Source organism: Vibrio sp. THAF190c, from assembly GCF_009363355.1.
Classification (GTDB): domain Bacteria; phylum Pseudomonadota; class Gammaproteobacteria; order Enterobacterales; family Vibrionaceae; genus Vibrio; species Vibrio fortis_A.
In genome coordinates this window covers 1-13,981 of record NZ_CP045338.1, presented here as the reverse complement: position 1 = coordinate 13,981, position 13,981 = coordinate 1, and the positions used below count along the sequence as shown (strand labels likewise).

The 13,981-nt window shown below is 47.8% G+C and carries 9 protein-coding genes; 4 read left to right on the top strand and 5 right to left on the bottom strand.

Annotated elements, in window-relative coordinates; genetic code table 11:
* Nucleotides 1-121 precede the first annotated feature (121 nt).
* From glyQ to FIV04_RS00030, 4 genes are all read left to right on the top strand, one after another.
* Nucleotides 122-1,042 (top strand): glycine--tRNA ligase subunit alpha, encoded by a 921-nt coding sequence (gene glyQ, locus FIV04_RS00045; protein WP_032548614.1) that lies wholly within the window; start codon nt 122-124, stop codon nt 1,040-1,042.
* Between the two features lie 2 nt (nt 1,043-1,044).
* Nucleotides 1,045-3,111 carry a glycine--tRNA ligase subunit beta gene (gene glyS, locus FIV04_RS00040; protein ID WP_152467915.1) on the top strand — a complete coding sequence of 689 codons (2,067 nt, stop codon included), beginning with the start codon at nt 1,045-1,047 and terminating at the stop codon, nt 3,109-3,111.
* 200 nt (nt 3,112-3,311) lie between these two features.
* The gene (locus tag FIV04_RS00035; protein WP_152467914.1) at nt 3,312-5,399 is read left to right on the top strand and encodes an alpha-amylase; all 2,088 of its coding nucleotides are present in this window, start codon (nt 3,312-3,314) and stop codon (nt 5,397-5,399) included.
* A gap of 191 nt (nt 5,400-5,590) precedes the next feature.
* A complete protein-coding gene (locus FIV04_RS00030) occupies nt 5,591-6,841 on the top strand; it encodes a valine--pyruvate transaminase (protein ID WP_152467913.1) in 1,251 nt (416 codons plus the stop codon).
* Between the two features lie 105 nt (nt 6,842-6,946).
* On the opposite strand, the gene FIV04_RS00025 is transcribed toward FIV04_RS00030, so the two are convergent.
* From FIV04_RS00025 to dnaA, 5 genes are all read right to left on the bottom strand, one after another.
* The gene (locus FIV04_RS00025; protein WP_032548618.1) at nt 6,947-7,381 is read right to left on the bottom strand and encodes an Hsp20 family protein; all 435 of its coding nucleotides are present in this window, start codon (nt 7,379-7,381) and stop codon (nt 6,947-6,949) included.
* A 445-nt stretch (nt 7,382-7,826) separates the two neighbouring features.
* Nucleotides 7,827-10,244 carry a DNA topoisomerase (ATP-hydrolyzing) subunit B gene (gyrB, locus tag FIV04_RS00020; protein ID WP_150896029.1) on the bottom strand — a complete coding sequence of 806 codons (2,418 nt, stop codon included), beginning with the start codon at nt 10,242-10,244 and terminating at the stop codon, nt 7,827-7,829.
* A gap of 17 nt (nt 10,245-10,261) precedes the next feature.
* Nucleotides 10,262-11,341 (bottom strand): DNA replication/repair protein RecF, encoded by a 1,080-nt coding sequence (gene recF / locus FIV04_RS00015; RefSeq protein ID WP_152467912.1) that lies wholly within the window; start codon nt 11,339-11,341, stop codon nt 10,262-10,264.
* Nucleotides 11,342-11,378: 37 nt separating this feature from the next.
* Nucleotides 11,379-12,479, bottom strand: a complete 1,101-nt coding sequence (gene dnaN / locus FIV04_RS00010; protein ID WP_150870609.1) for a DNA polymerase III subunit beta — start codon at nt 12,477-12,479, stop codon at nt 11,379-11,381.
* Between the two features lie 83 nt (nt 12,480-12,562).
* Entirely contained in the window at nt 12,563-13,981 is a 1,419-nt protein-coding gene (gene dnaA, locus FIV04_RS00005; protein ID WP_032548623.1) for a chromosomal replication initiator protein DnaA, read from the bottom strand.

Here is a 13,981-nt window from a genome sequence, read left to right as displayed (position 1 = left end):
TCCATTAAAAGGGATTTAAGGCTATTAATTAAACAAGATTAACGCTACTCGCTGGGCAAATATCTGGGTATACTTGATTGTTATTTTTCAAATCATTTATAAGAATCGCGCGAACCTGACTATGCAAAAATTCGATATCAAAACCTTCCAGGGAATGATCCTCGCGCTGCAGGATTACTGGGCACAAAACGGTTGTACCATTGTTCAACCTCTAGATATGGAAGTAGGTGCTGGCACCTCTCACCCAATGACATGTCTACGTGCACTTGGCCCAGAGCCAATGTCTACGGCATACGTTCAACCTTCACGTCGTCCGACCGATGGTCGCTACGGTGAAAACCCGAACCGTCTGCAGCACTACTATCAGTTCCAAGTAGCTCTAAAACCATCTCCAGATAACATTCAGGAGTTGTACCTAGGCTCACTTGAAGTACTTGGTATCGACCCGCTAGTACACGACATTCGTTTCGTAGAAGACAACTGGGAAAACCCAACGCTAGGCGCATGGGGTCTTGGTTGGGAAGTATGGCTAAACGGCATGGAAGTAACTCAGTTTACTTACTTCCAGCAAGTTGGTGGCCTTGAGTGTAAGCCTGTTACTGGTGAGATCACTTACGGTATCGAGCGTCTAGCAATGTACATCCAAGAAGTTGACTCTGTTTACGACCTAGTGTGGAACATCGCACCAGACGGCAGCAAAGTGACTTACGGTGACATCTTCCACCAAAACGAGGTTGAGCAATCAACTTACAACTTCGAGCACGCTGACGTAGATTTCCTATTCACGTTCTTTGATCAGTGTGAGAAAGAGTGTAAAGAACTACTTGAGCTTGAGAAGCCACTTCCGCTTCCAGCTTACGAGCGCATTCTAAAAGCTGGCCATGCATTCAACATCCTTGATGCGCGTAAAGCTATCTCTGTAACAGAGCGCCAACGTTACATCCTTCGTATCCGCAACCTAACTAAATCAGTTGCAGAAGCATACTACGCATCGCGTGAAGCGCTTGGCTTCCCAATGTGCAAGAAGGACGAGGAGAAGTAATCATGGCTAAAGAATTTCTAATTGAACTGGGTACTGAAGAGCTACCACCAACACAGCTTCGTACTCTAGCAGAAGCGTTCGCAGCAAACTTCGAAGCAGAGCTAAAGGGCGCGAGCCTGGCTCACGAAGGTGTGAAATGGTACGCAGCACCTCGTCGTCTTGCTCTAAAAGTAGCAGCACTGGCTGAAGGCCAAGAAGACAAAGTTGTTGAAAAACGTGGCCCTGCGGTTTCTGTCGCATTCGATGCTGACGGCAACGCGACTAAAGCAGCTCAAGGCTGGGCTCGTGGTAACGGCATCACGGTTGAGCAAGCTGACCGTCTAGTGACAGACAAAGGCGAATGGCTTCTTTTCAAACAAGAAGTAAAAGGCCAAGCAACGTCTGAAATCGTTGTTGAGCTAGCATCAAAAGCTCTAGGTAACCTACCAATCGCGAAACCAATGCGTTGGGGCAACAAGACGACTCAGTTCATTCGTCCGGTTAAAACGCTAACTATGCTAATGGGCTCTGACCTTATCGAAGGTGAGATCCTAGGCGTAGCATCAGACCGCACTATCCGTGGTCACCGCTTCATGGGTGAACAAGAGTTCACTATCGATTCTGCAGAGCAATACCCAGCGATCCTAGAAGAGCGCGGTAAAGTAATGGCAGATTACGAAGCGCGTAAAGCGATCATCCTTGCTGATTCGCAAAAAGCAGCAGCAGCGGTTGGTGGTAAAGCGGATCTAGAAGATGACCTAGTAGAAGAAGTGACTTCTCTGGTTGAGTGGCCAGTAGTCCTAACTGCGAAGTTTGAAGAAGAGTTCCTAAAAGTACCTTCTGAAGCTTTGGTTTACACCATGAAAGGTGACCAGAAGTACTTCCCTGTTTACGATGACAACAAGAAGCTACTACCTAACTTCATCTTCGTTTCAAACATCGAATCAAAAGAGCCTCGCTACGTAATCGAAGGTAACGAGAAGGTTGTACGTCCACGTCTCGCGGATGCAGAGTTCTTCTTCAACACTGACCGTAAGCGTCCTCTGATCGACCGTCTACCTGAGCTAGAGCAAGCTATCTTCCAGAAGCAGCTTGGGACTATCAAAGACAAGACAGACCGCATCACAGAACTTGCTGGCTACATCGCTGAGCAAATCGATGCAGACGTTGAAAAGTCTAAGCGTGCGGGTCTACTAGCGAAGTGTGACCTAATGACATCAATGGTATTTGAATTTACAGATACTCAGGGTGTGATGGGCATGCACTACGCGACTCACGATGGTGAAGACGAGCAAGTTGCACTAGCACTTTACGAGCAGTACATGCCTCGTTTCGCAGGTGATGACCTACCAAGCACTGGTATCTCTTCTGCAGTAGCAATGGCAGACAAGCTAGACACGATCGTAGGTATCTTCGGTATTGGCCAAGCTCCAAAAGGTTCTGACCCATTCGCTCTACGTCGTGCATCACTAGGTGTACTACGTATTATCGTTGAAAACGGCTACAACCTAGACCTAACTGATCTGATCGCAAAAGCGAAAGAACTACTAGGCGACAAGCTAACCAACGACAACGTAGAAGCAGACGTTATCGACTTCATGCTAGGTCGATTCCGTGCATGGTACCAAGATGCTGGCTTCAGCGTTGATATCATCCAAGCGGTACTAGCGAATCGTCCAACCAAGCCAACTGACTTTGACCAACGTGTTAAAGCGGTTTCTCACTTCCGTGAACTAGAAGCGGCAGAAGCTCTAGCAGCAGCGAACAAACGTGTAGGTAACATCCTTGCGAAATTCGATGGTGAACTAGCAGCAGATATCGATCTGGCACTTCTACAAGAAGACGCAGAGAAAACACTGGCTGAAAACGTTGCAGTAATGACGGAAGCTCTAGAGCCAGCATTCGCGACAGGTAACTACCAAGAAGCCCTAAGCAAGCTAGCTGCTCTACGTGAGCCTGTTGATGCGTTCTTCGACAACGTAATGGTTATGGCTGATGACGAAGCGCTTAAGAAGAACCGTCTAACGCTATTGAACAACCTACGTAACCTGTTCCTACAGATTGCTGACATCTCTCTACTGCAAAAATAAGTACGAGTGAGACAGCTGTTCAAAGCGATGCTCTGAGCAACGAAAGGTAAATACCCAAAGGGAAGCACGTGCTTCCCTTTTTGTTTTTGTGAACTCGGTATTTATTTGTAGAGGTAATAACCACAACTCGATTGTATTAGTCCTCAGAATGTAGATCCCAACCTTTGATATAACGAGAGTCTTATTCGGGGAAGGATACAATGAAGAAGACCACTCTCGCGCTCTCAATTCTTGCACTCAGCGCATGCAGCCAAACCAGCGACAATCCACTACTGTTGACCATTGATGACCAGGCGATGCCCTTTCACTCAACAGGACAAGGTACATTGATTGCCGAGCACGAGCTCAGCAAAGGCACACACACCTTTTCTATTAGCGATGCCGCGCAAACCTGTGGCACAAGCTACGCCTTGGCAGAAGAGAGCCGAGTGAAATTTAATAAACCTCTGCGTGTCGACGACTGCGCGGAAGAGTCTCAAATAGATATCAAGGTATTCAGAGCCAATACCTACCAATTTACCCTCAACCCACAATCTAATGAGCTGACAGTTAAGGTAAAACCGAAACAGAAAAAGGTTCAGAGCTTCACATGTCCGGTGCCAAGCGACTCACCGACCACCGTCAATGTCACTAAGACCTTTGCAGATGGCACCTTACTACGTGACGCACTCTCTGGCCAGCAAGCGACAGTGACCAACGGCACGATCAGCATGAAACCGGCCAAATCAAGCCAAGGGCTTCTTTTGCTTGAAGAGGTTGAGTCAGCAGAACAATCGACGTTTAGTTGGGATAACGCCACGGTTTACTTCGTCATGACCGACCGCTTTTATAATGGCAACCCAGACAATGACAACAGCTATGGCCGCAGCAAAGATGGCCAAGATGAAGTTGGTACCTTCCACGGCGGTGACCTAGCAGGCTTAACCGAGAAGCTCGACTACATCGAATCGCTTGGGGCTAACGCTATCTGGATTACATCCCCTCTAGAGCAAATTCATGGCTGGGTTGGCGGTGGCGACCGTGGTGACTTTAAGCACTACGCTTACCATGGCTACTACCACCAAGATTGGACCAAGCTCGATGACAACATGGGGACCGAAGACGAGCTTAGAACCTTCATCGACACCGCTCACAGTAAAGGTATCCGCGTGATTTGGGATGTGGTGATGAACCACACCGGATACGCGACGCTCGCCGACATGCAGGAGTTTGATTTCGGTAAACTCAACCTCAGTGACCAAGAAGCACAGCAGACGCTTGGTAAAAATTGGACAGACTGGCAGCCAAAAGAGGGACAAAACTGGCACTACTTCAATAACTACATCTCCTACAGTGACCAAGAGGCGTGGGAGAAATGGTGGGGTAAGGCATGGCTACGCAGCGATATTGGCGCCTATGATTCACCTGGCTACAACAACATCACTATGTCACTTGCGCACCTGCCAGATCTAAAAACCGAATCCACAGAGCTGACAGGGCACGCTAATTTCTACGCTAACAAAGAGACCAACGCTGAAGATGTGCAGCGTACACCTCGCCAACACCTAATCACTTGGCTTTCAGACTGGGTGAGAGAGTATGGCGTTGATGGTTTCCGCGTCGATACCGCAAAACACGTCGAACTAGATGCCTGGGCAGAGCTAAAAGAGAGCACGACTCAAGCACTCGCAGAATGGAAACAGAACAACCCAGACAAAGCATTGGATGATTTACCATTCTGGATGACAGGTGAAGTATGGGCGCATAGCGTTGTGAAATCGGATTACTTCGCTAACGGGTTTGATTCGATCATCAACTTCGAATTCCAGAGTGATATCGCACCAAAGGCGCTTAAGTGTTTGTCTGACCTCGACGCTGATTACCTTCGCTACGCAGAAAAGATCAACGGCGATAGTGAGTTCAATGTTCTGAGTTACCTATCATCACACGATACCTCTCTGTTCTGGACACAACATGGTAGCGATTTTGCGAAACAGACTCGAGCAGCGAACGCGCTGATGCTGGCTCCAGGCGCAGTACAGATCTATTACGGCGATGAAGTTGCGCGCGACTTCGGACCAACGGGATCCGATCCAATGCAGGGCACTCGTTCAGATATGCCTTGGGAGCAAATCGAAGGTGAAAGAGCCGAACTACTGAAGCACTGGCAAGCGCTCGGTCAGTTCCGTCAGCGTCACCCGTCGGTTGCACAGGGTAAACACATCATTCGTAACCAAGAGGGCTACTACGCCTTCGAGCGCCAATACAAAGACGACAAAGTGCTTGTGGTTTATACAGGGGCTAAATAAGCACCAAGCAGTATAATCATGACCATTGTTGATAAAGCCAGCATATTTCGCTGGCTTTTTTTCGTTTGATACCACATTCGTGCTTTGCTCATCCGACACATTGCGGTATGTTCAAGAATTACCCTCGACCACCAGCAACATCTGGTGCACAAACTATTAAAACGAACATAATGAATTAGGTAACACAAGCGATGCAATTCTCTCAATTTGGTGAAAAGTTTAATCAGTACTCAGGTATTACGCAGTTAATGGATGATTTGAATGATGGCCTACGCACTCCAGGTGCCATCATGCTCGGTGGTGGTAACCCAGCAGCCATTCCTGCCATGCTCGACTACTTTCACCAAGCCAGTGAGGAACTCCTAGCCAGTGGAGCCCTGATCAACGCCCTCGCCAACTATGATGGACCGCAGGGCAAAGATGTTTTTGTAAAAGCGTTAGCAGCTCTACTTAAAGAGACCTACGGCTGGAATATCAGCGAAAAGAACATCAGCCTAACCAATGGTAGCCAGAGTGGCTTCTTCTACCTGTTCAACCTGCTTGCAGGTAAGCAGCCAGATGGCTCACATAAGAAAATCCTATTGCCGCTAGCGCCTGAATACATTGGCTATGGTGATGCGGGTGTTGATGAAGACATTTTTGTCTCTTACCACCCAGAGATTGAGATGCTTGATAATCGCATGTTCAAATACCACGTCGACTTTGAAGAGCTCAAAGTGGATGAGTCGGTAGCGGCTATCTGTGCTTCACGTCCAACCAATCCAACGGGCAATGTACTAACAGACGAAGAGATCCGTAAACTCGATAAATTGGCGCGCGAAAACAACATTCCACTGATCATCGATAATGCTTACGGCTTGCCGTTTCCAAACATCATCTTTGAGGATGTAGAACCGTTCTGGAACGAGAACACCATTCTATGCATGAGCCTGTCTAAGCTTGGTTTACCAGGTGTTCGCTGCGGTATCGTGATTGCGAGTGAAGAAGTCACGCAAGCAATGACCAATATGAATGGCATCATCAGTTTGGCGCCGGGCAGCATCGGCCCTGCACTTGCGCATCATATGATTGAGAAAGGCGACCTGCTTGAGCTGAGTGAGAACACCATCAAGCCATTCTACCGTCAGAAATCTCTTCGAGCTGTCGAGCTGCTGCAACAAGCGATCACCGACGAGCGCTTCCGCATTCACAAACCAGAGGGCGCGATGTTCTTGTGGCTATGGTTTGATGAACTGCCAATCACAACTATGGAACTGTACAAACGTCTAAAAGCTCGCGGGGTATTGATTGTTCCAGGTGAGTACTTCTTTATTGGTCAAGAGGATGAGTGGGACCATGCCCATCAATGTCTGCGTATGAACTACGTACAAGACGATGAGATGATGCAGAAAGGCATTGCAATCATTGCTGAAGAAGTGGAGAAAGCTTACAGCGAGCAGTAATCAGAGCTTTTAGCTTACCGTAGCCCAAATACAAAAAGAGCACCTCATTGGGTGCTCTTTCACTCTTATTTCCCGATAGTTTTAGCTCTCAAGAGCTAATCGTAATTAGCCTTCAATTAGACCATTACCATTGATAGCAATCTTACGTGGTTGCATCGCTTCTGGGATTTCGCGCTCTAGATCAATATGCAATAGACCGTTTTCCATGCTCGCACCAACTACTTTTACGTAGTCAGCCAGTTGGAATTTACGCTCGAAATCACGCTCTGCGATACCTTGGTACACATAGGTTTTTTCTGCTTCTGGTTTACGCTCACCTTTAACAATCAGCATGTTCTCTTTTTGAGTGAGGTCTAGCTGTTCTTCAGCAAAGCCTGCAACTGCCATAGTAATACGGTAGTTGTTCTCATCTTTCTGCTCGATGTTGTATGGAGGGTAACCGCCAGAAGAGTTCTTCGATGTGTTCGCTTCCATCATGTTGAATAGACGATCGAAGCCAATTGCGTTGCGGTATAGTGGAGTGAAATCTACAGTTCTCATAATGCTATCCTTTTAGTAAGCAATAGTCTTAGTCGTGAGTTTGCACGGATCGATAGTGTGTTCGATCGCTGTCGACTAAGGGATTTATCCGCTACTCCTCGGGTTCTCATAACGCTGGGACGTAGTAATAAATCAGTTCAATTGTGTGCCTTCAAGGTTATCCTCTCCTGAGCGATACCTATTCAGCGTTCCGAAGGGTCTGTTTCTTCTCTCTTGAGCAAGACAGCCATCCTCTTCACAACTAGATATATGGATAGAGCAAAATAGTTTCAAGGGATCGAGCTAAAAAATTTTTCTACGCGCTGCTAGAGATCCCCAACTCGGTCGTTCCTCCCTCTTGAGGATGACGAACCAACCTATTGAAAGATAATTAAAATATCGGCAATAAAAAAGACTGCCATTTCTGGCAGTCTTTTAAAATTTTCAGATTGTTTTTTAGGACAATCTACACATCCAGGTTAGCAACCTTCAATGCGTTTTCCTCGATGAAGTTACGACGCGGCTCAACTTGGTCACCCATTAGTGTGGTGAACAGCTGGTCTGCACCGACTGCATCTTCGATCGTTACTTGCATCATGCGACGCGTCTCTGGGTCCATAGTGGTTTCCCAAAGCTGATCTGGGTTCATCTCACCTAGACCTTTGTATCGCTGTAGGCTTAGACCACGACGAGACTCTTTCACTAACCAGTTCAGAGCATCAACAAAGTTGTTCACCTCTTGAGTGCGCTCACCACGTTTGATGTAAGCACCGTCTTCGATTAGACCATCTAAAGCCTCAGCTAGGCTTGCTAGCTTGTCGTACTCTTTCGAGTTGAACAGCTCAACACTCAATGCGTGCTCGTGTGTCACACCGTGTGTACGAACGACTACTTTAGGTAGGCTTAGACCTAGCTCTTCGTGTTTCTCAACTTCTAGTGAGTACTGGCTTGCACCGACTTCTTTCGCGTTCAGTTGCTCAACAAGCTGTTTGCCCCACGCTTCAACTGCAGCTTCGTCATGACACTGCTCTGCCGTTAGGCGTGGCATGTAGATCATTTCGTGCATCAGTGCGTGTGGATAACGACGGCTCATACGCTCCACCAGCTTAATGCCAGAGTTGTATTGTTGAACCAGCTTCTCTAGCGCTTCACCTGCCAATGCTGGCGCATCTGCATTTACGTGAAGTGCTGCGTTATCAAGAGCCAATGCCACTTGGTATTGGTTCATTGCGTCTTCGTCTTTGATGTATTGCTCTTGCTTACCTTTCTTCACTTTGTAAAGCGGTGGCTGAGCGATGTACACGTAGCCGCGCTCGATAAGCTCAGGCATTTGACGGTAGAAGAAGGTCAACAGTAGCGTACGAATGTGCGAACCATCGACGTCGGCATCGGTCATGATGATGATGTTGTGGTAACGCAGTTTATCTGGGTTGTACTCATCGCGACCGATACCACAGCCAAGTGCTGTGATCAGCGTTGCTACTTCTTGTGAAGACAGCATCTTATCGAAGCGCGCTTTTTCAACGTTCAGGATCTTACCTTTCAGCGGTAGGATAGCCTGGTTCTTACGGTTACGACCTTGTTTTGCGGAGCCGCCTGCCGAGTCACCCTCCACTATGTATAGTTCAGAGAGTGCTGGATCTTTTTCCTGACAGTCAGCCAGTTTACCTGGTAGGCCTGCTAGGTCTAACGCGCCTTTACGACGAGTCATTTCACGAGCTTTACGCGCTGCATCACGTGCACGTGCTGCATCGATGATCTTAGTACAAACCGTTTTCGCTTCTGCTGGGTTCTCAATTAGGAACTCAGACAGCTTCTCACCCATCGCCTGCTCAACCGCAGATTTCACTTCAGAAGAAACCAGCTTGTCTTTGGTTTGGCTTGAGAACTTAGGATCTGGCACTTTCACCGAGATAACCGCAGTCAGACCTTCACGTGCATCATCCCCTGAAGTCGCTGTCTTCGCTTTCTTAGAGAAGCCTTCTTTATCCATGAAGCTGTTCAGTGTACGCGTTAGCGCTGCACGGAAGCCCGCAAGGTGAGTACCACCATCGCGTTGAGGGATGTTGTTGGTGAAACAGTAGATGTTCTCTTGGTAACCATCATTCCATTGCATCGCTACTTCTACAGTGATGCCATCATCACGCTCGTTATCGAAGTGGAAGATTTTCTGGATGATTGGTGTTTTGTTGGTGTTTAGGTGCTCAACAAACGCTTGGATACCACCTTCAAACATGAAGTGGTCGCCTTTGTCTTCTTCACGCTCATCACGCAGCTTGATCGATACGCCTGAGTTTAGGAAAGAAAGCTCACGCAGACGCTTCGCTAGAATGTCGTAGTGGAATTCAGTGTTAGAGAACGTCTCTTCACTTGGCCAGAAACGAATCTCTGTACCCGTTTTGTCCGTCTCACCAATAACAGCTAGTGGCGCTTGAGGCTCACCGTGGTGATAGGTTTGAGTATGGATTTGACCACCGCGGTGGATAGTAAGAGTAACCTGCTTCGACAGTGCGTTTACCACAGAAACACCTACACCGTGCAGACCACCCGATACCTTGTATGAGTTGTCATCGAATTTACCACCCGCGTGAAGAACCGTCATGATTACTTCCGCTGCAGATACCTGCTCTTCTGGGTGCATTTCGGTAGGGATACCACGGCCGTCATCGCGAACAGAAACCGAGTTATCGTCATGAATAGTAACAATGATGTCATTACAGTGACCAGCAAGTGCTTCATCAATAGAGTTATCTACCACCTCGAAGACCATGTGGTGCAGACCGGTACCATCATCCGTGTCGCCAATGTACATTCCAGGACGCTTACGAACCGCATCCAGACCCTTCAGTACCTTAATACTCGATGAATCGTAATTATCTGACATAGTTACTCTCTGACTAATTATCCTTGCTCTATTTTGCCATGTTCCACATGAAACATCCTGCTATTTTCATCATGCATGTCGGCAATCTGATCAGCGGTAATAGAGCTTACAAAAACTTGTGCCTGGGTCGCCTTTAAACACTCCGCAAGGCGTGCTCGGCGTTGGCTATCTAATTCGGAAGCGAAGTCATCTATCAAGTAGACGCACTGCTTACCTGTCATCTGGGTGAGATGTTGGCCTTGAGCCACGCGCAGTGCGCACACCATCAACTTCAGTTGACCTCGTGACAAGACATCTTCTACTGGAGTGCCGTTCACTTTTATCTTTAGATCCGCTTTGTTTGGTCCACTAAAGGTGTAACCAAGCTGCTGATCCCTTTCAAAATTCTTCTCTAGTATCTCGGCGTACGGGGTGTCTTTGTCCCAGCCGCGATAGTAGTTAATCTTTATCTCAAACTCTGGCAAGAAGGTGGCACAGATCTCTTCTGCGACCTCTTTAAGCTGCTCAACATAGGTTGCGCGCCATTGGCTGATGTTTTCTGCCAATCGAGCCAACTCCTGATCCCAGTAGCTGAGCTCACGATAATGGGTTGCCGTTTTGAGCAGAGCATTACGCTGCTTGTTAAGGCGCTTTACTCGCCCCCATGCATCGTAAAAACCAGATTCGCTGTGAAACACCCCCCAGTCAATAAAGGCGCGGCGATGTTTCGGCCCATCCGTCAGTAAATCAAACCCTTCAGGGTGAATCAACTGCAAAGGCAAGACTTGCGCTAATTGCGCCAGCTTTTGTCCAGATTGACCGCCTATTTTAACCTCTGTTGTGCCATCGCGCTGCTTATTAATGCCAATAGGCAGCTCAAATTGATCCGAGGTCAAAAAACGGCCGTGAACAAACAGCTCACTACAGTCATTTTGGATGATGCGACCAGTTAAGGAGCTCTTAAAAGAGCGGCCATGTCCGAGCAGATAAATCGCTTCAAGGACACTGGTTTTACCGCTGCCGTTCGCCCCTATAAGAAAGTTAAAGCCTGATGACGGTTGAATGTCACAGGCTTCAATATTTCTAAACTGCTTAACGATCAGACGAGAGAGTGGCATAACGTCATCATATTAATCATTAACGACGGCACCATCTCTATAGGCGGATTGGCATAACAACGTACATCGCGCTGTCATCTTGTGCGTTCTCAATCAGTGCACTGGCGTTGGCATCCGACATAGAAACACGAACCTGTTCACAGCGTAGCGTGTTCAATACATCCAGAACATAGCTTACGTTGAAGCCGATCTCTAGCGCGTCACCTTCGTAGTTCACGTCTAGCATCTCTTCCGCTTCTTCTTGCTCTGGGTTGTTCGCAGTAATGCGCATTTCGCTATCCGCAAGATTCACACGCACGCCACGGAATTTTTCATTCGACAAAATCGCAGCACGAGAGAAAGCAGAGCGCAGTTCATCACAGCTAGTTTCTAGCGTTTTGGTGGTATTTTGCGGCATTACGCGGCGATAATCAGGGAAACGACCATCAACAAGCTTAGAAGTGAAGACATAGTTGTTCACCTCAGCGCGCACGTTTGAACTACCAATTTGCAGCGTTACCGGCTGCTCTGGTGCATCTAATAGCTTAACGAGCTCTTGAACACCCTTACGAGGCACGATGATCTGCTTCTGTGCGAAATCAGCACCAAGCTGAGCTTGAGATACCGCCATACGGTGACCGTCGGTCGCAACGCTACGTAGTGTTGAGCCTTCAATCTCAAACAGCATACCGTTGAGGTAGTAACGAACGTCTTGGTTCGCCATTGAGAATTGTGTCTTCTCGATCAGACCACGCAGTTCTGCTTGTGTCACAGACACCTCAACTTCGCTGCTCCAGTCTTCAATATTTGGGAAATCAGCCGCCGGTAGCGTTGCTAAAGAGAAACGGCTGCGGCCAGAGCGTACTTGAACACGGTCGCCGTCGAGAACCACAGTGATCACTGAGCTATCTGGTAAACCGCGACAGATATCAAGGAACTTACGAGAAGGTACTGTGATGCTGCCCGCTTCAAACTCACCTTCTAGTGTCACGCGACTCACCAACTCCACTTCTAGATCGGTGGCGGTCATTGATAATACGTTATCTTCAACCTTGATCAGTAGGTTACCTAGGATTGGTAGGGTTGGTCGACCACCCAGTGCGCCAGAGACTTGTTGTAACGGCTTAATCAGGTGACTGCGTTCAATGGTAAATTTCATAGCTTGCTCTTAAGGTATCAAGGGCGGCCCGTTATCCAACGAGCGGCCGATATTCTGTTATCTCTGGTTAAGAATACTGTGTATTAAGAAGAAAGGGTACGGATCAGGTTAGAATAGTCTTCTTTAATGTCGTGGCTCTCTTCACGAAGCTGAGCAATTTTACGACACGCGTGCAGAACCGTGGTGTGGTCACGGCCACCAAATGCATCACCAATCTCAGGTAAACTGTGGTTGGTTAGCTCTTTTGCCAGTGCCATCGCCAATTGACGTGGGCGCGCAACCGAGCGAGAACGACGCTTAGACAGTAAGTCCGCTACTTTAATCTTGTAGTACTCCGCCACGGTCTTCTGAATATTATCGATAGTCACCAGCTTCTCTTGCAATGCCAGTAGATCACGCAGTGCTTCACGTACGAAATCGATGGTGATTGGACGACCTGTGAAGTTTGCGTTAGCAATGACACGGTTCAATGCACCTTCAAGCTCACGAACGTTTGAGCGTAGTCGCTTAGCGATAAAGAATGCCACTTCATCAGCCAGGTGAATCTGGTGGTCTTCCGCTTTCTTCATCAAGATCGCAACGCGCGTCTCTAGTTCAGGCGGCTCGATTGCAACCGTTAGGCCCCAACCGAAACGAGATTTAAGACGATCCTCTACCCCGTTGATCTCTTTTGGATAACGGTCAGAAGTTAGGATGATCTGTTGATTGCCTTCCAGTAGCGCATTAAAAGTATGGAAGAACTCTTCTTGAGAACGCTCTTTATTGGCAAAGAATTGGATGTCATCGATAAGCAATGCATCAACACTACGGTAGTAGCGTTTGAATTCTTCAATCGCGTTGTTTTGTAGGGCTTTAACCATATCCTGAACAAAACGCTCAGAGTGCATGTACACCACTTTGGCGTTCGGCTTACCATCAACAATCGCATTACCTACCGCGTGCAATAGGTGAGTTTTACCTAGGCCGGTACCGCCATATAGAAATAGAGGGTTGTACGCTGCACCTGGGTTATCCGCCACTTGGCGTGCTGCTGCTAGACCAAGTTGGTTCGACTTACCCTCAACGAAGTTGTTGAACTTGTGTTTAGGGTTCACGTTTGAGCGATGGTTAAGGTCGACCTCAGCTGCAGGCTCTTCGTCATCCCATGTCTTGTGAACAGGTTTACGAGCTTGCAGTTGTGCCGGAGCCGAAGATTCAGCGGCAACATCAGCGGCTGTGCGCGCTGGCTTAGGGGCTGCAGGCTTAGGCGCCGATACAGGTTTGCTTCCCACTTCAAAATGCAGATGTGGGATATCGTTACCGCAATACTCTTGCAGTAGACGGTTAATGCTATTTAGGTACTTATCACGCACCCAATCCAACACGAAACGGTTCGGTGCAAATAGAGTAAGAGTATTGTCATTGAGCTCCGCTTGTAACGGACGAACCCACATACTGAATTCTGTAGCTGGTAGCTCTTCTTGAAGCTGTTGCAAACATTGCAACCAAAGCGAAGATGACAC